We start from the raw sequence: 23,614 nt of genomic DNA, 5'->3' as shown, positions 1-23,614 counted from the left end.
CATGATGGTCCCCGCTGCCCTGCTGCTGCTCGGCGCCCTGACCGCCGTCGTCGCCCCGCGGCTGCTCGCCCGGGCGGGCTGGCCGGACCGGGAACCGGTGGTCGCCCTGTGGGCGTGGCAGTGCGTGGTGGCGGCCGTGCTGCTGTGCTGCGCGCTGTCGATGACGCTGAGCGCCGCCGCGGCCTGGCAGTCGGTACGCGGCCATGTCTTCGGTACGGCTCCGCGCGCGGTGGTGGACGCCTACGCCCTCGGCACGGCCGGCCCCTGGGCGGCGCCGCTCGCGGTGACGCTGGCCTGCGGCGGACTGTGGAGCGTGGCGATGCTCGCACGCCAGATCGTCGGGGCCCGCTCGCGGCGGCGGGTACGCCGGGCCGAACTGCTGCTGCGGGCGCCGCTGTTGCCCGGCGAGGAGCAGGCCGGCGGCCGGCTCGTGGTGCTCGAGGGTCAGCGGCCCGACGCCTGGTGGCTGCCCGGTGCGGCGCCCCGGCTCGTCGTCACCACGGCCGCCCTCGCCCGGCTGAAGGGGCGTCAACTGGACGCCCTGCTCGCTCATGAGCAGGGGCACGCCCAGGCCCGGCACGACTGGCTGCTGCACTGCTCGACGGCGCTGGCGGACGGATTCCCGCAGGTACCGGTGTTCGCCGCATTCCGCGACGAGATGCACCGGCTGGTCGAGCTGGCGGCCGACGACATGGCGTCCCGGCGCTTCGGCCGGCTGACGACCGCGCTCGCCCTGGTCGGACTCAACGAGGACCGGGGCGTGTTCGGGCCCTGCCCGACCCCGGAGGCGTTCGTGCCGCAGCGCGTGCACCGGCTGCTCACTCCCCCGGACCGCCTCCCGGCCCTGCACCGGCTGCGCCTGACCGCGGCCGCGGCCCTGGTACCGGTGGTCCCGGTCCTGGTGGCCTTCGTACCGGGCCTGCGGGCACTGGGCTAGCGCCGGCCCACGGCGCCCCGGCACACGCTCCGATTCCCCACGTCACGATCCCCCGATGCGCGCCGGGCGCCCGGGACGGTGGCCATCGGGCCACCTCGTCGACGAAGATCGCAGCATGCGCCGCCAGCCGATCGAGTCCCCGCCCCGCACACCGCCCCACCGCACCGCGGCCCGCGCGGCCGCCGTTCTCGCCGTCTGCTGCGGGCTGCTGCTGGCCGTCGTCGTACTGCGCTGGCGGCCGCTGCTCGTCCTGGACAGCGACATCTCGCTGACCACCCACCGCTGGGCGGTGAGCGATCACGGTGTCACGCACGCCTTCCGCGTCCTGACGGACTGGGTGTGGGATCCGCTGACCATGCGCCTGGTGTGCGCCGCCGCCGCGGTGTGGCTCGTGTGGCGCCGCGCTGCCTGGTGGACGGCGCTGTGGCTGGGGGTCGCCGTGGCGCTGGCCACGGTCCTGCAGCAGGGGCTGAAGACGGCCGTCGGGCGCCCCCGGCCGGTCTGGCCGGACCCCGTCGACAGCGCGCACTACGCGGCCTTCCCGTCCGGTCACGCCATGACGGCCACCGTCGTCTGCGGCCTCCTGCTGTGGCTGCTGCACCGCCACGGCGCGGGTCGGACCCTGTGGCGTACGGCCGTCGCCCTGGCGGTCGTCTCGGTGGCCGGTGTGGGCCTGACGCGGGTATGGCTGGGTGTCCACTGGCCGTCGGACGTGCTGGGCGGCTGGCTGCTGGGGGCGCTGGTGGTCGCGGTGGCCGTGGCGGTGTACGAGTGGCCGAGGGACGGGCGCTCCGTCCCAACGTCCCGATAGAGTCCGGCACATGGCTGCCGTGCTCTTCGATTTCTCCGGGACTCTGTTTCGTGTCGAGTCCACCGAGTCCTGGCTGAGTGCCGTGCTGAGGGAGGCCGGACTCGCGCTCCCGGGCCCCGAACTGAGCAGGGCCGCCGCCGCGTTGGAGGCGGCGGGGGCGCTGCCGGGCGGGGCGGAACCGGTCGGGGTGCCGGAGGAACTGGCCGGGCTGTGGGCCGTCCGGGACCAGAGCGCCGAACAGCACCGGGCCGCCTTCACCGGCCTGTCCCGGCGCGTCCCGCTGCCCAGCCCCGAGCTCCACGACGCCCTGTACGACCGGCACATGACGCCCGCCGCCTGGTCGCCCTACCAGGACGCCGCCGACGTGCTGCGCACGCTGCGCGAGCGCGGTGTCGCTGTGGGCGTGGTCAGCAACATCGGCTGGGACCTGCGCCCGGTCTTCCGCGAGCACGGCCTCGACGCGTACGTGGACGCCTATGTGCTGTCGTACGAGCACGGCGTGCAGAAGCCGGACCCGCGGCTCTTCTCGGCCGCCTGCGAGGAACTGGGCGCCGACCCGCGCCAGGTGCTGATGGTCGGGGACAACAGGACGGCGGACGGCGGTGCGGCCGCGCTGGGCTGCCGCGTGCACTTCGTGGACCACCTGCCGGTGGCCCAGCGGCCGGACGCGCTGCTGCCGGTCCTGGACCTGGTCGGCTGACCGGCCCGGGCGTGCCGGTGACCCGGGCGGCTGCTGAAGCGCGGGGAGGCGTGGCCGCGGCACCGGCCGGGCCGCCGCGCTGCGGACCGCCGCCGACGGCGTCCGCCCGCGGTCATCGCGGCGCCGGCCGACCGTCCGTCTCGGCGCTGTCGCCGGCGAGGTGGGGTCCGAGGCGGGCCAGGGAGCGAATGCGCGGTATCGGTGAGGGGAGCAGCCACAGCAGCGACAGCGCTCCTCCCACGGCGGCCGTGACCAGGGTCGTCCTGAGCCCGACGGCGGTGGCCAGCACGCCTCCGACGAGGGCGCCGACGGGGCGGATGCCGTAGTTGACCGTGCTGAAGGCGCCGGCCACGCGACTGCGCATGCCGTCCGGTATGACCGCGGTCTGCAGGGAGTTGAGATTGACGTCGAACAGCATGACGCCGATCCCGGCGAGGAATTCCGCGAGACCCAGCGTCCCCGCCCGGGCCCATGTGGGACCGCCGGCTGCGGCGGCCACGGCGAGGGGGGCCGGGAACAGCACCGCGCCGACCGCGACGCTTCGCCCCAGGCCGATCCGGCGCGCGACCGCCGGGGCGATCACCGCGCCCAGGAGGGCCCCGGTTGATCCGATCCCGAAGGCCAGGCCGATGGCCCCTGCGGACAGACCGAGCACGCGGTCGGCGAACAGCACGGTCAGACCGGTGCCCGTCAGGAAGGTGAAGAAGTTGACGGTCGTCGCGCAGCCGAGACTCGCTCGCAGTACGGGGTGACGGACGATGAACGCCAGTCCTTCCCCGGCACGGCGCAGCAGGGAGGAGTTCGCCTGCTCACCGCCGGCGGCCCGGGGTTCGTCCACCTTGATCGGTCCCACGAGGGCGGCCGAGACCAGGTAGGTCAGGGCGTCCGCGATCACGGCGACGGGCGCGGTGACGGCCTGGACGAGCGCCCCGCCGAGGGCGGGGCCCGCGACGTAGGAGGCGGACCGGCTGGCGCTGAGCTTGCTGTTGGCGTCGACGTAGGACGAGCGCGGCACGAGGTGCGCGAAGAAGGGTGGGTAGGCCGTGTTGAACAGCACCCCTGCGGCTCCGGTCAGCAGCGCGACCGCGTAGAGCTGGACGAGCGTCACACCGCCGGCCAGGTATGCGGTCGGCAAGGTGAGCAGCAGGCAGCCGCGAGCCAGGTCGGCGAGGACCATCAGGCGGCGCTTGCGCGCTCTGCGATCGGCCCAGGCGCCCAGCACGATGGCGAGGAGGTTCGGCGCCCAGGCGAGCGCGGTCAGCCACGCGACCTCGTTGGCCGAGGCGTGGAGAGCCCCCACGGCGATCAGGGGTAACGCCAGTTCGGAGATGCGGTCACCGAACTGGGACACCGACTGTCCCGCCCAGAAGCGGACGAACCGCCGGTCCCGCCACAGCGACGGCGGCGGGAGGCTCATGCGTTTTCGCCGGTCTGCTCGTCGGCGCCTTCCGGAAGGTGGTAGCGCAGGAACCGGACACCGCGGGCGTCGCCCGGCCGCTCCTCCGGGTCGCGCATCACGTAGGGGGCGAGGACGCTCTCGATCGCGTCCTCGATGGCCGCCAGTTCTTCGGCGGACACCATCACGCGGGTGTTGGCCAGCCCGGCGAGCCTGCGCCACTTCGGATCCAGTCCGGGTTCGGTCTCGGCGATCCACCTGAGCGGCAGGTCGGCGGAGCGGACGAACATCTCCCGGGACAGCACACGCGCGGCCGACTCGCCTTCCGCGTCCTCGGGTATCTCGAACCGGAAGCCCCGGGCAGCGGCTTCCCACCGCCGTTCCCGGCGGTCCGTGCCGGCCTCGGCGTCGCGGACGAGTGCGAAGCCCGCCAGATGGCGCAGATGCCAGCTCGTCACCGACGGAGTCGCTCCGACGTGCGGTGACAGCTGCGTGGCCGTCGCGGGGCCGTGCCGTTGAAGGCGTTCAAGAATGGCGAGCCGCACGGGGTGCGCCAGCGCACGCATGGCTTTCGGGTCGGTGATCTCGAGATCGCCCAGGCGATTGTCTCGGTCCATGACCTGAGAGTGTTCTCTCACAATGTATGAGAGTCAACTCTCACACATGGCAACGGAGATGAGTCGACTGAGACTGGTCCTGTGGAAGTCGACCGGGGGCGTCGCCCGGGCGGCGGACGGCCTCGACGGCGGCGGCGATTCACTCCGGAAGGGGGCAGGGCGCCGAGTGCGACCCCGCCCTGTCAGAAAAACGCCGTCCGCCTGAGACGATCCCCCGTGTCGCCCCAGACGGACGGCAGCTCTGAACGGACTCCGCGCACGGCGGAGCCCCTGCGTCCGAGTATAGTTGGCTGGCAGCCAGTCAACGCAGGAGTTACAGGATGTCCCCGCGCAGCGCCTCGGTCAATGAAGAGTTGCGGCGGCGTTCCCGGGAGCGGCTTCTGCAGGCCGCGGTCGAACTGGTCGACGAGCACGGGTTCGAGGCCACCACGCTGGCCGACATCGCGGACCGGGCGGGCTCGGCGCGCGGGCTGGTGTCGTACTACTTCCCGGGCAAGCGCCAGCTCGTCCAGTCGGCCGTGCACCGGCTGATGCACCGCACGCTGGAGGAGGCACTGGAGCGGGAGCCGTGGACGGAGGACGGCGGCGAACGCCTCGCCCGCGCCATCGACGCGATCCTGGGCCTCGCCCACGACCATCCGGTGCTCATGCGCCAGCACATGGCCGGCCTGCTCCAGGCCGAGGGCTTCGTGCAGTGCCCGGAGCAGCGGCGGCTGTCCGAGCTGCTGAGCGACACGGTCTCCCGGTACGGCTCGGCGGATGTGACGGCCGACTACCCGATGCTGCGGGCCACGCTCATGGGCGCGGTGTTCGCGGCGCTGGTGCCCGGGGTGCCGATGCCGGTCCCGACGCTGCGGGCCGAGCTGTTCAGGCGGTACCGGCTCGGCTGGGAGCTGGGCACGCCCCCGGGCAGCGGTCCGGACGCCGCGGCGGCGGCCCCGTGCCAGGATCTGTCACGCTTCTTCGCGACCGGGGAGCGGCCCGGGCCGGCGGTGCCCGGGAATCCCGCCGAACAGGGCACGCGCCGGGGACGGACCGAGCGGACGCCACCGGAGAAGCCGGTCCAGTAGGCCGCACCCCCGTAGCAGACCGAGCGGACGCAACCTGAGAAGCCCGTCCAGTAGGCCGCACCCCCGTAGCAGACCGAGCGGACGCAACCTGAGAAGCCCGTCCAGTAGGCCGCACCCCGGTAGCAGACCGAGCGGACGGCACCTGGGAGGACGGTCGAGCCACGCCCCGTAGCAGCGGTGTCGGCGGCACCCGGAGGCGGTGCGTACGCGGGCCGGCGCCCAGGTCACTCTCCCGGCCTCTGCCGCCCCGGACCGGGCGGTGCCATGCTGGAGCCGTCCGCACACTTTTCTCCTTCGGGGCAGGGAGTATCGCCGTGCTGCGTGTCGCCGTCGTCGGTTCCGGGCCGAGCGGGTGCTACACCGCCCAGAACCTGGTCCAGCTCGATCCCGAGGTCCGGGTGGACGTGCTGGACCGGCTGCCGTGCCCCTACGGCCTGGTGCGGTACGGCGTCGCCCCGGACCACGAGAAGATCAAGTCCCTGCAGGGCAGCCTGCGCGCGGTCCTGGAGCACGACCGGGTGCGGTTCCTCGGCGGAGTCCGGGTGGGCGGCCCGGGCGGCCTGCCCGTGGAGCGGCTGCGCGAGCTGTACGACGCGGTCGTGTACTGCGTGGGCGCCGCGGCGGACCGCCGGCTGGGCATCCCCGGCGAGGAGCTGCCGGGGAGCTGGTCGGCGACCGAGTTCGTGTCCTGGTACAGCGCCCATCCGGACGCGGCCGACGCCGGGTTCGTGCGCGGGGTGCGGTCGGCCGTGGTCATCGGGGTGGGCAACGTGGCCGTGGACGTGACACGGATGCTGGCGCGCGGCCCCGGCGAGCTGCGCCCGACGGACATGCCGCAGGCGGCGCTGGACGCGCTGGCGGCGAGCGGGGTCGCCGAGGTGCACATGGTCGGCCGGCGCGGCCCCTCGCAGGCCCGTTTCACCACCAAGGAGCTGCGCGAGCTGGGCGGCCTGCCCGGCACCGAGGTGTCAGTGGACGCGGACGAACTGGCGCTGGACCCCGGCTGCGCCGACCCGGCGGCACTGCCGGCCGTACAGCGGCGCAACGTGGAGGCGCTGCGCGGCTGGGCGGCGGGCCGGCCCGGCGGGGCCGACCGCCGGATCCGCCTGCGGTTCTTTCTGCGGCCGGTGGAACTGCTCGCGCGGGACGGCCGGGTGGGCGCCGTGCGCTTCGAACGGACCTCGCCGGACGGCCACGGGGGCGTGACGGGCACGGGCCGCTTCGAGACGGTGGCGGCCCAGCTGGTGCTGCGGTCGGTCGGCTACCGCGGAGTGCCGCTGGAGGGGCTGCCGTTCGACGCGGCGAGCGGCACCGTGCCGAACCGGCAGGGGCGCGTGCTGCGCGAGGGCGCCACCTCAGCGGGCGAGTACGTCGCCGGATGGATCAAACGCGGCCCGACGGGGGTCATCGGCACCAACCGGCCCTGCGCCAAGGAGACGGTGACCTCCCTGCTCACTGACGCCCCCGCGCTCGTGCGCGACCGGACGCCCGACGATCCGCTGCCGGCGCTGCGGGCGGCCGGGGTCGAGCCGGTGCCGTGGACCGGCTGGCTCGCCATCGAGCGCGCCGAGGCCGAGCTGGGCGCGCGACTGGGGCGGGGCGTGGTGAAACTGGCCGACTGGGACGCCCTGCTGACGGCGGCCCGCACCGGGTAGCGGAGTCGACGGCACACCGGGGGGCATGACACACACCGGCAACACCGCAGAAATCAACAAACTGTTCAAGGCCCTTACGGTCTCGTGCTGTCCGGATGCCACTCCCCCACCCGCCGCTCTGGAGTCCCCATGTCCACGACCGCAGCAGAGATACACCCCGTCGACGAGGTGCCGCCGGCGCGGCAGCTCGCCGCCTTCGGCCTGCAGCACGTGCTCGCGATGTACGCGGGCGCCGTAGCGGTGCCCCTGATCGTGGGCGGCGCGATGAAGCTGTCGCCGGCCGACCTGGCCTATCTGATCACCGCCGACCTCCTGGTGTGCGGCATCGCCACACTGATCCAGTGCGTCGGCTTCTGGCGGTTCGGTGTGCGGCTGCCGATCATGCAGGGCTGTACGTTCGCTGCCGTGTCGCCGATGGTCCTCATCGGCACGACGGGCGGCGGACTGCCCGCCGTCTACGGCTCGGTGATCGTCGCGGGTCTGGCGATCATGCTGCTCGCGCCGGTCTTCGGCCGGCTGCTGCGCTTCTTCCCGCCGCTGGTCACGGGCACCGTGATCCTGATCATCGGCCTCTCGCTGCTCCCGGTCGCGGGCAACTGGGCGGCGGGCGGCGCCGGCGCGAAGGACTTCGGAGAGCCGCGGAACCTGGCACTGGCGGCCTTCGTACTCGCGGTGGTGCTGGGCGTGCAGCGCTTCGCGCCCCCGTTCCTGAGCCGCATCGCCGTCCTCATCGGGATCGTCGTCGGCCTGGCGGTGGCCGTGCCCCTCGGGTTCACCGACTTCGGCGGCGTCGGCGACGCGGACTGGGTGGGCATCAGCACCCCGTTCCACTTCGGGGCACCGGAGTTCAGGGCGTCGGCGATCGTGTCCATGCTGGTGGTGGCGATGGTGACGATGACGGAGACGACCGGCGACCTGATCGCGGTGGGTGAGCTGACGGAGCGGCGGGTGGAGCCGCGCTCCCTGGCCGACGGGCTGCGCGCGGACGGTCTCTCGACCGTGCTCGGCGGCGTCTTCAACACCTTTCCGTACACGGCGTACGCGCAGAACGTGGGGCTGGTCGGGATGACCCGGGTGCGCAGCCGGTGGGTGGTCGCGGCGGCCGGCGGCATGCTCGTGCTGCTCGGTCTGCTTCCCAAGCTGGGAGCGGTGGTCGCGGCGATTCCGGCGCCGGTGCTCGGCGGGGCGGGCCTGGTGATGTTCGGCAGCGTCGCGGCGAGCGGTCTGCGCACGCTGGCCCGCGTCGACTTCAGGGGCAACGACAACCTGACCGTGGTGGCCGTCTCGGTGGCGGTCGGCATGCTGCCGGTGGGTGTGCCGACGGTCTACGCGAAGTTCCCCGACTGGTTCCAGACGGTGATGAACAGCGGCATCAGCGCGGGGTGCCTGACGGCGGTCGTCCTGAACCTGCTCTTCAACCACCTGCCGGGCCGCTCCGGCTCGGCGGCGGCCGGGGCCGGAGCGGAGGCCGGCGCCGGTGCCGGGGCCGACGCCGGGCGGGGCGCCGGGGCCGGAGCGGGGACCGAAGGCGGCGAGGAGGGGGCCGGGCGCACGGCCCTCGGCACGGCGTGAGTCCGTGACCCGGGCGGCGGCCCACACCGCCGCCCGGGTCACTTCCCGTCGAACTCGGCACGGCTCCCGGCAGACGTCCAGGTGACCGAAAAACGACCACCGGAGGCGTTGACCAGAAAGCGCTTACCCCATACGTTCCCGTTCATCAACGTGACCGTCCGGCCCGGCAGTTGCGGCCCGACAGCCACGAGAGCACCCATGCGCGTTCCACATGGCGTACGTCATTCACGTACACAAACCGACCCCCACTCGAAGGGACGCACCCGCATGCGCAAGCGACACCTCACCGGAGCGGCGACGGCCGCCGTCGCCCTCGCGGCCACGGCCGTGCTCGCACTGCCCCAGGCGGCCGGCGCGGCCGACACCGCACCCGTCGGCTTCGGCGCCGGCACCACGGGCGGCGGCGGCGCCACGGCGGTGACCGTCTCCACGCCCGACGCCTTCAAGGCGGCCGTCGCCGGCGGTTCGGCCAAGGTCGTGAAGGTGAACGGGCTGATCTCGCTGAGCGGTCAGATCGACATCGGTTCCAACACCACGCTCCTTGGCGTCGGTTCGTCCTCCGGATTCACCGGCGGCGGACTGCGCCTGAAGAAGGTCACCAACGTCGTCGTCCGCAACCTCAACCTCAGCAAGGCCGTCAAGACCGACGCGATCACCGTGCAGGCCTCGACGAAGGTGTGGATCGACCACAACACCCTGTCCTCGGACCGCGATCACGGCAAGGACTACTACGACGGCCTGGTCGACATCACCCACGGCTCCGACTACGTGACCGTCTCCTGGAACACCTTCAAGGACCACTACAAGGGCTCGCTCGTGGGCCACAGCGACAGCAACGCGAGCGAGGACACCGGACACCTGCGGGTGACGTACCACCACAACTGGTTCGACAACGTCAACTCCCGCATTCCCAGCCTGCGTTTCGGCACCGGGCACTTCTACGACAACTACGTCGTCGGCGCCGAGACCGCCGTGCACTCGCGGATGGGCGCCCAGATGCTGGTCGAGAACAACGTCTTCCGCGACACCGCCGTCGCCGTCACCACCAGCCGGGACAGCGACGTGGACGGTTACGCCAACCTGCGCGGCAACGACCTCGGCGGAGCCGCGACCGAGATCTCCCGGACCGGCACCTTCACCAGCCCGCCGTACGGCTACACCGCCGAGCCCGCGTCCGGGGTCGCCGCCTCGGTGACGGCCGGCGCCGGCGCCGGAAGGATCTGACCCCCCACTCACAGGAAGGCATCGGGACATGAGCCCAACGGCACTCACGCGCACGGGATCGGGCCGCGCGCTGCTGGGCGGACTCGCCGCTCTCGGCCTGTCGCTTGGCATGATCATGACTAGCGGGCCGACGGCGGCCGCGACCTGGCCCTCGGCCAACGGCAGTCAGGCGGTGACGTCCACCATCTCGGTATCCGGCACCAAGGACTACGGGATGAAGCGCCTGTACGGTTCCGGGGACCTCGGCACCGGCGGCCAGGACGAGGACCAGGGGCCCATCCTGGAACTCGCGCCCGGCGCGGTGGTCAAGAACGTCGTCATCGGCTCGCCGGCCGCGGACGGCATCCACTGCCTGGGCAGCTGCACGCTGCAGAACGTCTGGTGGGAGGACGTCGGCGAGGACGCGGCCACGTTCCTCGGCTCCTCGTCCTCCAACGTCTACAACGTCACCGGCGGCGGAGCCAAGGAGGCCAGCGACAAGGTGTTCCAGTTCAACGGCGCCGGGACGCTGAACGTCTCGAACTTCGCCGTGCGGAACTTCGGCACCTTCGCCCGCTCGTGCGGGAACTGCAAGACGCAGTACAAGCGCACGGTCAACCTGAACTCCGTCGAAGCGACGTACAAGGGCAGCAAGCTCGTCGGCATCAACACCAACTACGGCGACAGCGCGACCCTGAAGAACATCACGATCGTCGGGGACAGCGGCAAGAAGATCGTCCCGTGCCAGAAGTACATCGGCAACAACACGGGCAAGGAGCCGTCGACGAACGGCTCGGGCGCCGACGGCACCTACTGCAGGTACTCGTCCTCGGACATCACCTACAAGTGAGCGCCCGCAGGGTGTGAGGAGCCGCCGTCCCGCCGGGGCGGCGGCTTCGCACGTACGGGCGCGGGCCTACCGCGCACGCCCCCGCGATCCCAGCAGGGCGGACAGTTCCCGCTGGTAGTCCGCGTACGCGGCGCGCAAAGCCTCTCCCGGCCAGTCGGCTGGCAGCAGGCCGGCCGGCAGGACGGGGTCGGCGAGCAGGTGGCGCACGGCGGCCGCGAAGGCGGTGAGGCGGTCGGCCGGCCGGCGGGCCGCGGTCGCGTGGGCGAACAGGGCGCGCGCCGTGGCGGCCCACTCCTCCAGGGGCCACAGCCGGGCGGCCAGATCCCGCGGGTCACCGTCGGGGCGCGCGGTGTACGACAGCGTCACGCGCGTGAGGCCGTCGGGCAGCGGCCGGTCCAGGTTGGCCGGGCGCAGCCACACGCCCTCGCGGAGTTCGGCCAGGCGCAGGGCGGTCAGACGGGTGCGCAGATCGGCCCGCTCCGCGGGACCGCGTCCCGTCGCCGTGATCACCAGCATCTCCCAGTCGCCGTGCCACGCGCGCGTGCGAGGGCGCAGCGCCTCGTCCTGACGGCGCTGACGGGCCAGCAGCCGGTCGCTGAGCCGGTAGACGGCGTCCGTACGCCGGAGGTCGCCCGCCGCCACCATGCGGCTGAGCGCCGCCCGCAGCGTGGAGCCGCCCACGCCGAACGGCTCCACCAGACCGACCAGGTCTTTCACCGGCAGCTCGGGCGGGTGCGCCCCCAGAAGCAGGCTGAGCACGACCGACCGCGCGGACAGCGGCCGCAGTGTGGCTCCGCCCGGTTCGGCCGACACGTTCATGCGCATGGGCACACACTGTACGGAGACTTCTTGTTGCATCATTGCTACAGCCGCACCGAGAGTGCAACATGGCTTCATGGTCTCGACATCCGCGCAGCCGCAGCCTCAGCAGCAGTACGCCACCCACGACGTCACCAACCAGGCCCCGCCCCTCGCTCCGTACGACGCCTCGGAGGACCGGGCGCTCCTGGAGGGCCTGCGCCGGGAGGGCGCCGGCTGGGCCGAGGACGGCCTGAGACGGCTGGGGCGGCAGGCCGGAAGCGCGGAGGCACAGGAGTGGGGCGAGCTGGCCAACCTGCACGAGCCGCGGCTGCGCACCCACGACCGCTACGGCCACCGGGTCGACGAGGTCGAGTTCCACCCCAGCTGGCACCACCTGATGCGCACGGCGGTCGCCGAGGGCCTGGCCGGCGCTCCCTGGGCGGACGACCGCACCGGCGCCCACGTGGCCCGCACGGCGGGCGGCCTGGTGTGGGGGCACACGGAGGCCGGGCACGGCTGCCCGACCTCGATGACGTACGCCGCCGTGCCCGCGCTGCGCGCCCAGCCGGACCTCGCCAAGGTCTACGAGCCGCTGCTGACCAGCCGCGAGTACGACCCCGAGCTGCGCGTCCCCACCGAGAAGCCCGGGCTGCTCGCCGGGATGGGCATGACCGAGAAGCAGGGCGGTTCCGACGTCCGCACCAACACCACCGTGGCGACGCCCACCGCGGAGGCGGGCGTCTACACGCTGTGCGGGCACAAGTGGTTCACCTCGGCGCCCATGTGCGACGTCTTCCTGGTGCTCGCGCAGGCGCCGGGCGGTCTGTCGTGCTTCCTGGTGCCGCGCGTGCTGCCGGACGGCAGCCGGAACACGTTCCGCATCCAGCGCCTGAAGGACAAGCTCGGCAACCGGTCCAACGCCTCCTCCGAGCCGGAGTTCGACCGGACGGTGGCCTGGCTGGTCGGGCCGGAGGGCCGGGGGGTGAAGACGATCATCGAGATGGTCAACTGCACCCGGCTGGACTGCGTGATGTCCTCGGCCACCCTGATGCGCAAGACACTCGTCGAGGCGGGCCATCACGCGCGCCATCGCAGCGCGTTCGGCGCCCGGCTGATCGACCAGCCGCTGATGCGCAACGTCCTGGCCGACCTCGCGCTGGAGTCGGAGGCGGCGACCACGCTCACCCTGCGGCTGGCCGGCGCCGCGGACCGGGCCGTGCGCGGGGACGCCGGGGAGCGGGCCTTCAGGCGGATCGCCACCGCCGTCGGCAAGTACTGGGTCACCAAGCGGGGTCCCGCGTTCACCGCGGAGGCCCTGGAGTGCCTGGGCGGCAACGGGTACGTCGAGGAGTCGGGGATGCCCCGCCACTACCGGGAGGCCCCGCTGCTGTCCATCTGGGAGGGCTCGGGCAACGTCAACGCGCTCGACGTGCTGCGCGCCCTGGGGCGGGAACCGGACACCGCCGAGGCCCTGTTCGGCGAACTCGCCCTCGCGCACGGGGCGGACGCCCGGCTTGACGCCGCGGTGGCCGGACTGCGGGCGCAGTTGGCCGAGACCGGGCAGGTGGGCGCCCGCCGGCTGGTCGAGCGGATGGCGCTCGCGCTGCAGGCGTCCCTGCTGGTCCGGTACGCCCCGCACCCGGTGGCGGACGCCTTCTGCGCGACCCGGCTGGGCGGCGACTGGGGGCACTCGTTCGGCACGCTGCCCGCCGGAACCGGCCTGGACGCGATCCTGGAGCGGGCCCTGCCCGACGCGGGCTGAGCCCCGCCCGGGCCCGGGGTCACGGGCTCCCCGCAGTGGCCGGTGACAGCCGACGGATCGCACACAGTCAGCGCGTGCTCGCGCTTCGTTGTCGGTGCCGTGGTGCAGACTCGCGATCAGGTGCCACTCGTCTGGGGGAGGGGATCGTGTTCACCGGGATCGACGAGGTCGACTGGGCCTCGCTGCGGCACGCGCACGGGAGCGCACGGGAGGTGCCCGGGTGGCTGCGCGGACTGGCGTCCACGGACGCCGCCGAGCGGCAGACCGCGCTGGACGGCATGTACGGCACGGTGCACCACGAGGGGAACGTGTACGACTCGACGCTCGCCTGCGTTCCCTTCCTGTTCTCGCTCGCCGCCCGCGAGGCGGTGCCGGAGCGGGGCTGCATCGTGGAACTGCTGGTCAGCATCGGGGCGGAGAGCGGGGACGCACGGGCGCGCGAGGCGGTCCGGGCGGACGGCGAGGTCTTCGTGTCGCTGCTCGGGGATCCGGACCCGGGGGTACGGCGGGCGGCGGCCGGCGCGATGGTCCGGTTCGTCGACGACCCGGGGCGCGTGCTGGGGCTGTTGCGGCAGCGGATACCCGTCGAGCGGGACGGCCGGGTGCTGCTCGCCCTCACCGAGGCCGTCGGTGTGTTCGTGCGCCGGTACCCGGCGCGCGCCGACGCGGTGGACCTGCTGGTGGCGCAGAGCGCTCCGCCGCACGACCCCGGGCTGCGTCTCGCGGCGCTCGGCCAGCTCGCGCTCGGCGCCCCGGGCAGGCTCCCCGGCGACCTGGTGCCGACGGCCGTCCGGTTGCTGCGGGAGCGGTCCGCCCGCCGTGCCCGCGTCCCGGACCGCTCCGCCAACGACACCCTGGTGGGCCGATTACGGCGGCTGCGCCCTTCGGACGAGGAGGGCGCCCGGCTGCTGCGCACGCTGCACACCGCGCTCGGCGACCGGACCGGCGACCGGATCGACCTGCTGGGCGGGCAGTTGACCAGTCCCGACCCGGTCGACCGGGGCAACGCCGTATGGATGGCGGCGGTGCTGTTCCGCGGCTGGCGGGCCGACTTCGCCCGGCCGGTGGCCCTGGTCGGCGGTCAACTGGGCTCGGAGGAGGAGTGGTTGCGGGACGCGGCGGTCTCCGTCCTGTCGGAGCTGTTCGGCCTGGCCGCTCCCGCGGCGGACGACCTGCACGCGCTGGTGGCCTCCCGGCCCGATCTGTGGACCCATCGCTGGGAGCGCGGCTCCCCCACCGTGGGCGGCGCGCTCAAGGCACTCGCCCGCAGCGGTGATCCGCGGGCCGTGCCGGTGCTGGCCCAGGTGCTGGCCGGTCCGGTGGTGCCCGGGGGCCTGGGGGACGAGATCGCGCATCTGGGCCCGGCCGCCGCTCCCCTCGCTCCCGCCCTGCGGCACCGACTGGGGCGGATTCCGCTGGACTCACCGGCCGCGGACACCCGGGCGGCACCGCTGCTGACGGCGCTCGGGGCCATCGGGGACGTGGACGCGGTGCCGGAGGTGCTGCGGCTGCTGAACGGGGCCCCGGACGGCCTCGGGGTCCGGGACAAGATCGCCGGACAGACCGTCGCGACACTGGACGTCCTCGGCGCCGCCGGCCGGGCGGCACCGGTCCTGCGCGCACTGCTGCACACACGGCACGCGGCCGCGGCGGCGGGCGCGCTGTGGTCGGCCGACGGCGACGCCCCGGCCGTGCTCCCCGTGCTGGTACGGGAGCTGAGACAGGGCGAGCCAGGGGTCCGCCGGCTGGCCGCACGGCAGTTGGCCAGGCTCGGCCCCGCGGCTCGTCCGGCCCTGCCGGAGCTCCGCCGTGCGGCGGCATCCGGGCAGGCCGGGCTGCGCACCCACGCCGCGTGCGCGCTGTGGCACGTGGGCCGGGACCCCGAACCCGTGCTGCCGGTGCTCCGGGCCGCCTGGTCGGAGAGTCCCGGCGCCCGCGGCCCGATCGCCCGGTGCCTCGCCGCGATGGGCCCGGCGGGCATGCCGCTGCGGGACCTGGTGAGCGCGGAACTGACCGCCCCACGACGCCACACGGCACGCACCGGCGGCCACGGCGGCCGTGCGATCGCCGAGGACGAGACCCTGCGCGGCCTCTGCGAGGAGGTACTGGCCCGCCAGACCAGGTCCTTGTGAACCCCGTGCAGCCCATGCGGCAGGTCAAGTCCTCGTGAACCCTTCCGGCCCATGCGGGAGGGCGGGGCCCTGGGCCGGTGCGTTGTCCGGGGCTCGAGAAGCCTTCAGTGGGTCGACGTGGGGTGCGGAGCATCGGGGGCTTCGGGCCGACGTGCCCTGCCGGGCTCTGAGGCAGGGTCAGCGCGGGGTCCCAGGGAGTGCTGGGCCGACGAAAGGTGCCGAACGCCGGGGTTCCTCGGCCGACGGAGCGTGCCGGACAGCAGGTTCTCTTCGGCTGGCGTGACGTGCGGCGCGCCCGAGTTGGCTTGCTACGTGCGAAAACGCCAAGGGGCTGTGGGTCGGCCGCGACCGCGGGACGCCGGAAGCCCGCGAGCCCGTGAGCCGACCGTGATGAGTGCGACGCCCGGGCCCTGCGGGCCGGCTCCGCCCGCGGGACACCGGGGCCCCGTGGGCTGCTCAACCCGCAGGACACCCGGGCCTCGCGGGCGGCACGCCCTGCGAGGCGCCAGGAGCCCGTCAGTGGGTCGGCGTGGGGTGCGGGGCCCCCGGGCGTTCCCGGCCGTGTTTTGGTGCGGTCGAGGGCGTCACCACGTCTTCCGTCCCCACTGCGGACCCAGTCGGGCCCACTCCGCGTCCCAGTCGTCCATGCGGCGGCGTTCCAGCCGGCCGCGGAGGGCGAGTCCTCCGACGAAGGGGACGGCGGCGGCGCTCAGCCCGACCAGGCCGCCCATGAGGACGGCGCGGAAGGCTGCCTCGGAGGCGGTGGCCGGGCGGCTGACGAGGTGACCCCGCGGGTCGGTCCACACGGTGACCGGGCTGCCGGCCGCGCTGCCCGGCGCGACCCGCGCCTGGCCGGTGTGCGCCGAGCCGTCGGCGGCGGTCCAGCGCACCTCCGCCCAGACCCGCTCGGCGCCGGAGGTCTCGGAGGCGGACCTTCCGGGGGCCTTGGCGACGACGCGGGCCACGGCCGGTCGCCAGGCGGCGCGTTCCCGGGCCAGGCCGTCGTCCACCGATCGGGCGGCGGCGAGTCCGGCCGACACCCCCGCCAGGACGGTCAGCAGCCAGGCGGCGAGCACCACCCAGGCCTCCAGTACGTCGGCCCGGCGTCGCAGCGGATTGCGCCGCCAGCGCCACAGCCACACCTTGGGACCACGGAACGCCTTCAAAGGCATCCTCCTCACGAGCGCACCGACAGGCCGGACCGCACTCCCATACGGGCGCGGCCGCCCCGTTGCTCACGACGAACCGTCTCCCCGACGGTCGCACGAGAGCCCCCCTCCGCGCAGGCGCATGACGCAACGCATCGGCGCCGGTCCGCGCGACGGGCCGACCTCACCGCTGTGACCTGCGACGACACGGTGTCCAGGGGTGACTGTCAGTGGTGGGGTGCAGACTGGCCGGTATCTGACGACTACCTGGACGACGATGTCCCGGAGGTGACCGGCATGACCGAGGTCCTGCTCGCCGTGGGTACCCGAAAGGGCCTGTTCATCGGGCGGAGGCGAGGTGGCGGCTGGGAGTTCGACGAGACTCCCTACTTCAACGCGCAGGCGGTCTACTCGGTCGCCATCGACACCCGGGGGGACCGCCCCCGGCTGCTGGCGGGCGGCGACAGCGCGCACTGGGGTCCCTCGGTGTTCCACTCCGACGACCTGGGCCGCACCTGGACCGAACCGGCCCGGCCCGCCGTCAAGTTCCCCAAGGACACCGGCGCCTCCCTGGAGCGGGTCTGGCAGCTCCACCCGGCCGCCGCCGAGCCGGGCGTGGTGTACGCGGGGACCGAACCGGCCGCGCTGTACCGCTCGGAGGACCGCGGGGAGAGCTTCGAGCTGGTGCGCCCGCTGTGGGAGCACCCGACCCGTTCCCGGTGGGTGCCGGGCGGTGGCGGCGAGGGGCTGCACACGGTGCTCACCGACGCGCGCGACCCGCGGGCGGTGACCGTGGCCGTGTCCACCGCCGGGGTGTTCCGCACCCAGGACGGCGGTTCGAGCTGGGCGCCGTCCAACTCCGGTGTGTCCGCGGTGTTCCTGCCGGATCCCGACCCGGAGTTCGGCCAGTGCGTGCACAAGGTCGCGCGCGACGCGGCCGACCCGGACCGGCTGTACCTGCAGAACCACTGGGGTGTGTACCGCAGCGACGACGCGGGCGGGAAGTGGACCGACATCGGTGCGGGGCTGCCGTCGACGTTCGGCTTCGCGGTGGCCGCCCATCCGCACCGGGGCGGGACGGCGTACGTCTTCCCGATCAACGCCGACGCCGACCGGGTGCCGGCCGAGCGCCGCTGCCGGGTCTTCCGTACGGCCGACGCGGGTGAGAGCTGGGAGCCGCTGTCGAAGGGGCTGCCGTCCGAGGACCACTACGGCACCGTGCTGCGCGACGCGCTCTGCACGGACGACGCCGATCCGGCCGGGGTCTACTTCGGCAACCGCAACGGCGAGGTGTTCGCCTCGGCCGACGACGGCGACTCCTGGCGGCAACTGGCCTCCCATCTGCCGGACGTGCTCTGCGTACGGGCGGCCGTGATCGGCTGACACGGTCCGCCCCGTGCGGAGTGCGGGGGCGGCGGCCGGCGGGGCGGCCGCCGGCCCGCCGGACCCGGTCGCGGCTTGATCGCCGACCGGTGCCCGGCAGTAGGGTGACGCCCGTGGCACCACGACCCCTGCATGAAATCGTCGAACCGGGCTGGGCGAAGGCCCTGGAACCCGTCGCCGGACGCGTCGCCGCGATGGGCGACTTCCTGCGCGCGGAGATCGCCGCGGGACGCACCTACCTCCCCGCCGGGCCGAACGTCCTGCGCGCCTTCCAGCAACCTTTCGACGACGTACGGGTCCTGATCGTCGGTCAGGACCCCTATCCGACCCCGGGACACGCGGTCGGGCTCTCGTTCTCGGTCGCGCCCGAGGTGCGTCCGCTGCCGCCGAGCCTGATCAACATCTTCCGCGAGCTGAACAGCGACCTGGGACTGCCCCAGCCGTCCACCGGTGACCTCACACCCTGGACGCAGCAGGGCGTGCTGCTGCTCAACAGGGCGCTCACCACCGCACCGCGCAGTCCGGCCGCCCATCGCGGCAAGGGCTGGGAGGAGGTCACCGAGCAGGCGATCCGGGCCCTGGCCGGGCGCGGCAAGCCGCTGGTGTCGATCCTGTGGGGGCGGGACGCCCGCAACCTGCGTCCGCTGCTGGGGCGGCTGCCGGCCGTGGAGTCGGCGCACCCGTCGCCCATGTCGGCCGACCGCGGGTTCTTCGGGTCGCGTCCGTTCAGCCGCGCCAACGACCTGTTGATCGAGCAGGGCGGACAGCCGGTGGACTGGCGTCTGCCGTGACCGCCGCCGGTTTCCTGGCCGTGGACTCCGGGGGTTCCGGCCTCCGGGTCGCCGTCGGGGTGCCGGGGCGGCCGCCGTCGGCCCGGGGGGAGTCGCGGGAGCCGGTGCGTACCGGTGCCCGGGGCATCGATCCCGCGCACCTCATGGCGCAACTCCTGCCGCTGGCCCGGGAGCTGACCGGACGGGCCGGGCTCGACGAGCTGAGCACGGCCGTCGTCGGCGCCGCCGGGTTCGCCACCCTGGGCGACGCCCTGCGCGCCGAGCTGCCGGGCCTGCTCGCCCGCGAACTGGGCGTGCGGGCCGTGGCGCTCGCCGCCGACGCCGTGACGGCTTATGTGGGCGCCCTGGGACCTCGGCCGGGTGCGGTGGTCGCCGCCGGCACCGGTCTGATCGCGATCGGCACCGATCTGCGCCGCTGGCACCGGGCTGACGGCTGGGGACATCTGCTGGGCGACTGCGGCGGCGGGGCCTGGATCGGGCGGGCCGGTCTGGAGGCGGCGCTGCGCGCGCACGACGGCCGCGACGGAGGTTCCGCGGCGCTGCGGGCCGGCGCCGAGGAACAGTTCGGCCCGCTGCCCGGACTGCCCGGGCTGCTCTACCCACGCTCCGACCGCCCGGCGCTGCTCGCCTCGTTCGCGCCGCGGGTCGCGGCCTGCGCCCCGCACGACCCGGTGGCCGCCGGCATCCTGCGCGCGGCGGCCCGCGCCGTCGCCGAGTCCGCGGCGGCCGTCTGCCCGGCTTCCGGGGCGGCCGAAGTGGCACTCACCGGCGGCCTCTTCAACATGGGCGACCCGCTCCTCGTACCGGTGCGCGAGGAGTTCGCCGACCGGCTGCCGCGGGCCCGGCTGGTCCCGGCCGAGGGCGACCCGCTGCACGGCTGCGTGCGGATCGCGGGCGAGCTGGCGGCCGAACGGCTCACCCTTCCGGGTGAATCGGCCATGCTTCATATCGTCCGCACATAAGCGGATCGCCTGCTGTTCGTTCCGTCTGCCCAGCACGTGCCCGAAACACATGCCAAACGGGCGTAACTCATCAGACAAAAGCGGACGGATACCGCTCACCTGCACCCTCCCCGAACAGGGGAGCCCAAAGAGTTAGTAACATGCGGCGCCATGAGCTCCCCCACTGGGCCCGCGTCCGGCCTGCCAGTACGAATGCCGCGACCCCGCCAGCCCGGAAGGCACCGCCGACCGGAACCGCTGGTGGCTCCCGAGGGCGCGCCCGCGCTCGTCCTCGCGGTGCCCGGCGTGCCCAGCGCCGCCTCGCGCGGCCTCGCCGAGGAGGTCGTGAGCATCGCCCGCTCCGAGCTGCCCGGCCTGGACGCCCGCATCGGTTACCTGGACGGGGACGACGCCGAGTTCCCCAGCCTGCGCTCGGTGCTGACCGGCGCCGCCGAGGAGCGGACCGCGCGCTTCGAGCAGGCCCGCGCCGCCGGTGCCGACGTCAACGAGCCCGACGGCCCGGTCGCCGTCGTCGTCCCGCTGCTGGCCGGTCCGGACAGCGCGCTGCTGCGCCAGGTCCGCCAGGCCGTGATGGACAGCCGGATCGCCGCCGAGCTGACCGACGTCCTCGGTCCGCACCCGCTGCTCGCCGAGGCGCTGCACGTGCGGCTGTCCGAGGCGGGCCTGGCCCGCGCCGACCGCGCCCGGCTGTTCACCGTGGCCACGGCCGCCGACGGCATCATCCTGGCCTCGGTGGGCGGCGAGGAGGCCGTGCAGGCGGCCGGCATCACCGGCATGCTGCTCGCCGCGCGCCTGGCCGTCCCGGTCATGGCGGCGGCGCTCGACCAGGAGGGCGCGATCACCTCGGTCGCCGCGGAGCTGCGTTCCTCCGGTTCCCAGCAGCTCGCCCTCGCGCCGTACCTGATCGGCCCCGAGATCGACTCGGCGCTGCTGGCCGCGGCCGCCGAGGAGGCCGGCTGCGCCACCGCGGAGGCGCTCGGCGCCTACCCGGCGATCGGCAAGCTCGCCCTCGCCAAGTACACGACCGCGCTCGGCATCGCCTCGCCGCAGCAGCAGGGCACGCCGGTCCGCTGACGCGACGGCACCCCCGTACGGCACAAGGGCCCGCTCCGTCACCGGAGCGGGCCCTTCGGCATGCGGCGGGACCGCGCGAGCGCCCGTTCAGCCGAAGACGACGCACGCGGCCGCGGCGACCTCGACGGAGCCGTCGTAGTGGGGAAGTCTCGTGCGCTCCCGGACGTCGAACCAGGTCACGTCTCCGGAGCGCTCGTTGGCGCAGTAGAGGAAGCCGTCGTGCTCGGCCAGCGCGCGGGGCCAGTGCCCGCCGCACGGCACCGTCCCCGCCAGCCGGAGGGCGTCGCCCTGGACGGCGAGCACGGACAGGACGTCCTCTCCGCGGGTCGCGGTCCACACGAAGCGGCCGTCCGGCGAGACCACGATGCCCGAGGGGTAGGCGTCGCCCGCTGGGGCGCCCGGCAGCACCGGGACCTCGGCCAGCGGCTTCAGGGAGCCGCCGTCCGCGTCCCAGAGGCACACGGTGACCGTCGGGGTGAGCTCGTTGAGCACGTAGGCGTGCTCGCCGTCCGGGTGGAAGGCCAGGTGGCGGGGGCCCGAGCCGGGGCGCAGCGCGATCTCGCGGTGCAGCGCCGGCACGCCCCCGTCGAGGGTGCACACCCGTACCGAGTCCGTGCCGAGGTCGACGCTCACGATCCACCGGCCGCCGGGGGCGGGCTGCACCTGGTGGGCGTGCGGGCCGCGCTGGCGGCGCTCGTGCGGGCCGGAGCCGGTGTGCCGCAGCACCCCGGAGGGCGCCGCGGCGAGGCTGCCGTCGGGGCGCAGCGGTACGGCGGTGACGCTGCCCGAGCCGTAGTCGGCGGTCAGCACGTGGCCGGCGTGCAGGGTGAGGTGGGTGGGCCCGCCCCCGACGGGAACGGGCGGCCCGGCGGGTTCCGGCTTGTCCCCGCCGACGCGGTACGCGGCGACGGCTCCCTCGGCGGTCTCGCTGACCGCGTAGAGCATGTCGCCGTCCGGGGAGAGCGCCAGGTAGGAGGGGTCGGGCACGGTGCCGAGGCGGCCGGTGAGGGCGAGCGCTCCGGTGTCCGGGCGAACCTCCGCGGTGACCAGTCCGGGGCCGCCGGCCGCCGTGAACGACCCGATGAACGCCCTGTGCCGTCTGCCGACTGCTGCCACCGCTGTCCCCTCTCGGTCCGCGCCAGTGGTGCCGACGGTAGCAGTCGGTCACCGTCGGTCTAGACCAACAGGGGGCGTTTCCTCTCAGGCGCCGACGAGCCGTGAGCCGGAGGGCGCCCGCAGCGGCTCGGCCAGCTCGGCGAGCGCCCGCTCCAGGCCGTGCAGGTGGGCCAGGGCGGGCTCGGCCGGGGCCTCGGCGGGCCGGTGGACCTGCTCGAGGCCGCCGTCGGTGAGCGCCTCGACCGCGGCCTCCACCCGCCAGCAGGCGGCCGCCAGGCGGGCGTCGTGGGAGGCCTCGGGGTCGGCGGCGACCGCGACCAGTCCGCGGATCTCGCGGGCGCAGTCGTCGAGCAGGGCGAGCACCCGCCGCGCGCGCCGCTTGCGGCCGAGCATCGGGTTCAGCGGGTGCACGAGCGGGGCGACCGAGAGCCGAACCCGGCCGAGGAGCTGTTCCAGTTCGGCCACGCGCGGCGCCGGGTCGACCGCCGATCCGGCGAGCCGTGCGGCGGCCTCGGCGGTGCAGGCGTGCACGCAGCGCAGGGCGCGCTGGATCCAGGCGTCGGTGGTGGCGTGCGTGGTCACGGGCAGCACGAAGAGGACGGCGAGCGCGGCGCCGAGGGCGCCGACACCGGTCTCGGCCAGCCGCAGGGCGAGCAGGCCGGGGCTGAGGACGCCGAGAAGGCCGTACAGCGAGGCGGCGAGCACGGTCACCCAGAGCATCATCCAGGTGTAGGAGACGGCGGCCGTGTAGAAGATGCCGAAGACGGCGACCGCCACCAGGACGGCGGTGGGCACGGCCGCTCCGTGCACCGGCACGGCGACCAGGAAGCCCAGGCCGATGCCGATGACGGTGCCGAGGACCCGCCGGAAGCCGCGGACCAGTGTCTCGCCGCGCGAGGCGGTGTTCACGAAGACCCACCAGGTGGCGCCCACCGCCCAGTACCAGCGCTGCCCGGACATGAGCTGCCCGGCGACCAGGGCGAAGCCCGCGCCCGCGGTCGCCTGCACGGCCTGTCGTGTGGTCACCCGGGCCAGGCCGGCGCCGGCGGGCGGCGCGGGCACCGCGGCCGGGGGCAGCCGGCGCTCGTAGCACCACAGGCCGAAGCGCACGGCGGCCGCGCTGAGCACGGACAGCAGGACGGCGGCGTACAGCGCGGGGAGCTGTCCGGGCGTGGTGTGCAGGAACTGGGCCATGAAGAAGGTCATGAAGGCGAAGACGCCGAGGCTGTGGCCGCGCGGGCCCCAGCGGCGGGCGTACACGCCGGCGCCGACCACGGCGAGGAACACCAGGTCCCGCGCCACGGGGAAGTCGTGCAACTCGGCCGCGGCGGCGAGCACGGGCAGGCCGACGGCGGGGAGCAGGGCGGTGGTGACCGCCTGTCCGCGCACGGTGGCGTCGGCGACGGTGAACAGGGCGAGCAGCGCGGCGAGGCCACCGGTGACCGCGCCCGCCAGGGACTGCCCAGCCGCCCCGCAGACGACGACCGCGAGCCCGATGCCGAGCACGGCCCGCGCGGCGAAGCGCAGCCGCGCCCGCCCCGGGTCCGCGGCGACGAACACCCTCTTCAGCACTGATCCCCTCCTTCGGCGCCCCGGGACGCCCGGAACACCTGGCACGCCGGACGGCACACCGG

General features: G+C 74.3%; 20 protein-coding genes. 14 read left to right on the top strand and 6 right to left on the bottom strand.

All coding sequences use genetic code 11. The features are described 5' to 3' along the window. Position 1 precedes the first annotated feature (1 nt). From ACZ7JA_RS18780 to ACZ7JA_RS18770, 3 genes are all read left to right on the top strand, one after another. Positions 2-937 (top strand): M56 family metallopeptidase, encoded by a 936-nt coding sequence (locus ACZ7JA_RS18780; RefSeq protein ID WP_470809251.1) that lies wholly within the window; start codon positions 2-4, stop codon positions 935-937. Positions 938-1,052: 115 nt separating this feature from the next. After that, the gene (locus tag ACZ7JA_RS18775) at positions 1,053-1,748 is read left to right on the top strand and encodes a phosphatase PAP2 family protein (protein ID WP_470809249.1); all 696 of its coding nucleotides are present in this window, start codon (positions 1,053-1,055) and stop codon (positions 1,746-1,748) included. Between the two features lie 10 nt (positions 1,749-1,758). Continuing rightward, positions 1,759-2,448 (top strand): HAD family hydrolase, encoded by a 690-nt coding sequence (locus ACZ7JA_RS18770; protein ID WP_389296921.1) that lies wholly within the window; start codon positions 1,759-1,761, stop codon positions 2,446-2,448. Positions 2,449-2,560: 112 nt separating this feature from the next. Here ACZ7JA_RS18770 and ACZ7JA_RS18765 read toward each other — a convergent pair whose 3' ends face one another. Both ACZ7JA_RS18765 and ACZ7JA_RS18760 read right to left on the bottom strand, forming a co-directional pair. Further along, on the bottom strand, positions 2,561-3,865 hold the full coding sequence (locus ACZ7JA_RS18765; protein WP_470809246.1) for an MFS transporter: 1,305 nt from the start codon (positions 3,863-3,865) through the stop codon (positions 2,561-2,563). Next, positions 3,862-4,461 carry an ArsR/SmtB family transcription factor gene (locus tag ACZ7JA_RS18760; protein ID WP_389296919.1) on the bottom strand — a complete coding sequence of 200 codons (600 nt, stop codon included), beginning with the start codon at positions 4,459-4,461 and terminating at the stop codon, positions 3,862-3,864. The genes ACZ7JA_RS18765 and ACZ7JA_RS18760 overlap by 4 nt, the downstream gene beginning before the upstream one ends. 320 nt (positions 4,462-4,781) lie before the next feature. Here ACZ7JA_RS18760 and ACZ7JA_RS18755 point away from each other — a divergent pair, with 320 nt between their 5' ends. The 5 genes from ACZ7JA_RS18755 (at position 4,782) to ACZ7JA_RS18735 (ending at position 10,811) form a co-directional block, all read left to right on the top strand. After that, positions 4,782-5,531: a TetR/AcrR family transcriptional regulator gene (locus ACZ7JA_RS18755; protein ID WP_470809244.1), complete on the top strand. Its 750-nt coding sequence runs from the start codon at positions 4,782-4,784 to the stop codon at positions 5,529-5,531. 314 nt (positions 5,532-5,845) lie between these two features. Beyond that, the gene (locus ACZ7JA_RS18750; RefSeq protein WP_470809242.1) at positions 5,846-7,186 is read left to right on the top strand and encodes an FAD-dependent oxidoreductase; all 1,341 of its coding nucleotides are present in this window, start codon (positions 5,846-5,848) and stop codon (positions 7,184-7,186) included. Between the two features lie 129 nt (positions 7,187-7,315). Then, positions 7,316-8,758 (top strand): nucleobase:cation symporter-2 family protein, encoded by a 1,443-nt coding sequence (locus tag ACZ7JA_RS18745; protein WP_470809240.1) that lies wholly within the window; start codon positions 7,316-7,318, stop codon positions 8,756-8,758. A 267-nt stretch (positions 8,759-9,025) separates the two neighbouring features. After that, positions 9,026-9,982: a pectate lyase family protein gene (locus tag ACZ7JA_RS18740; protein WP_470809238.1), complete on the top strand. Its 957-nt coding sequence runs from the start codon at positions 9,026-9,028 to the stop codon at positions 9,980-9,982. A gap of 28 nt (positions 9,983-10,010) precedes the next feature. Then, on the top strand, positions 10,011-10,811 hold the full coding sequence (locus tag ACZ7JA_RS18735) for a pectate lyase (RefSeq protein WP_470809236.1): 801 nt from the start codon (positions 10,011-10,013) through the stop codon (positions 10,809-10,811). A gap of 66 nt (positions 10,812-10,877) precedes the next feature. On the opposite strand, the gene ACZ7JA_RS18730 is transcribed toward ACZ7JA_RS18735, so the two are convergent. Next, on the bottom strand, positions 10,878-11,636 hold the full coding sequence (locus tag ACZ7JA_RS18730) for a PaaX family transcriptional regulator C-terminal domain-containing protein (RefSeq protein WP_470809234.1): 759 nt from the start codon (positions 11,634-11,636) through the stop codon (positions 10,878-10,880). 70 nt (positions 11,637-11,706) lie between these two features. On the opposite strand from ACZ7JA_RS18730, the gene ACZ7JA_RS18725 reads away from it, so the two are divergent. Continuing rightward, complete coding sequence (locus tag ACZ7JA_RS18725) at positions 11,707-13,374, top strand: DNA alkylation response protein (RefSeq protein ID WP_351660413.1); 1,668 nt, start codon at positions 11,707-11,709, stop codon at positions 13,372-13,374. Positions 13,375-13,520: 146 nt separating this feature from the next. Beyond that, complete coding sequence (locus ACZ7JA_RS18720; RefSeq protein ID WP_470809232.1) at positions 13,521-15,506, top strand: HEAT repeat domain-containing protein; 1,986 nt, start codon at positions 13,521-13,523, stop codon at positions 15,504-15,506. A gap of 584 nt (positions 15,507-16,090) precedes the next feature. Here the strand turns inward: ACZ7JA_RS18720 and ACZ7JA_RS18715 are convergent. Continuing rightward, positions 16,091-16,678: an Rv1733c family protein gene (locus ACZ7JA_RS18715; protein WP_351660410.1), complete on the bottom strand. Its 588-nt coding sequence runs from the start codon at positions 16,676-16,678 to the stop codon at positions 16,091-16,093. Positions 16,679-16,951: 273 nt separating this feature from the next. Between ACZ7JA_RS18715 and ACZ7JA_RS18710 the strand changes: the two genes are divergently transcribed. The 4 genes from ACZ7JA_RS18710 to ACZ7JA_RS18695 all read left to right on the top strand — a co-directional run bounded on the left by ACZ7JA_RS18710 (position 16,952) and on the right by ACZ7JA_RS18695 (position 20,864). Continuing rightward, positions 16,952-18,037 carry a WD40/YVTN/BNR-like repeat-containing protein gene (locus tag ACZ7JA_RS18710; protein ID WP_389296906.1) on the top strand — a complete coding sequence of 362 codons (1,086 nt, stop codon included), beginning with the start codon at positions 16,952-16,954 and terminating at the stop codon, positions 18,035-18,037. A gap of 113 nt (positions 18,038-18,150) precedes the next feature. Then, the gene (locus ACZ7JA_RS18705; protein WP_351660408.1) at positions 18,151-18,828 is read left to right on the top strand and encodes a uracil-DNA glycosylase; all 678 of its coding nucleotides are present in this window, start codon (positions 18,151-18,153) and stop codon (positions 18,826-18,828) included. Continuing rightward, complete coding sequence (locus ACZ7JA_RS18700) at positions 18,825-19,790, top strand: N-acetylglucosamine kinase (RefSeq protein ID WP_470809229.1); 966 nt, start codon at positions 18,825-18,827, stop codon at positions 19,788-19,790. The genes ACZ7JA_RS18705 and ACZ7JA_RS18700 overlap by 4 nt, the downstream gene beginning before the upstream one ends. 150 nt (positions 19,791-19,940) lie before the next feature. Then, positions 19,941-20,864 (top strand): sirohydrochlorin chelatase, encoded by a 924-nt coding sequence (locus ACZ7JA_RS18695; protein ID WP_470809227.1) that lies wholly within the window; start codon positions 19,941-19,943, stop codon positions 20,862-20,864. Between the two features lie 87 nt (positions 20,865-20,951). Here ACZ7JA_RS18695 and ACZ7JA_RS18690 read toward each other — a convergent pair whose 3' ends face one another. Together ACZ7JA_RS18690 and ACZ7JA_RS18685 are read right to left on the bottom strand one after the other, a co-directional pair. Further along, positions 20,952-21,980, bottom strand: a complete 1,029-nt coding sequence (locus ACZ7JA_RS18690) for a lactonase family protein (protein ID WP_450743827.1) — start codon at positions 21,978-21,980, stop codon at positions 20,952-20,954. Positions 21,981-22,064: 84 nt separating this feature from the next. Further along, positions 22,065-23,552 (bottom strand): FUSC family protein, encoded by a 1,488-nt coding sequence (locus ACZ7JA_RS18685; RefSeq protein ID WP_351660401.1) that lies wholly within the window; start codon positions 23,550-23,552, stop codon positions 22,065-22,067. Positions 23,553-23,614 lie beyond the last annotated feature (62 nt).

The sequence above is a fragment of the Streptomyces sp. NPDC038135 genome (assembly GCF_055601245.1).
This window is presented reverse-complemented; position numbering and strand designations above follow the sequence as displayed.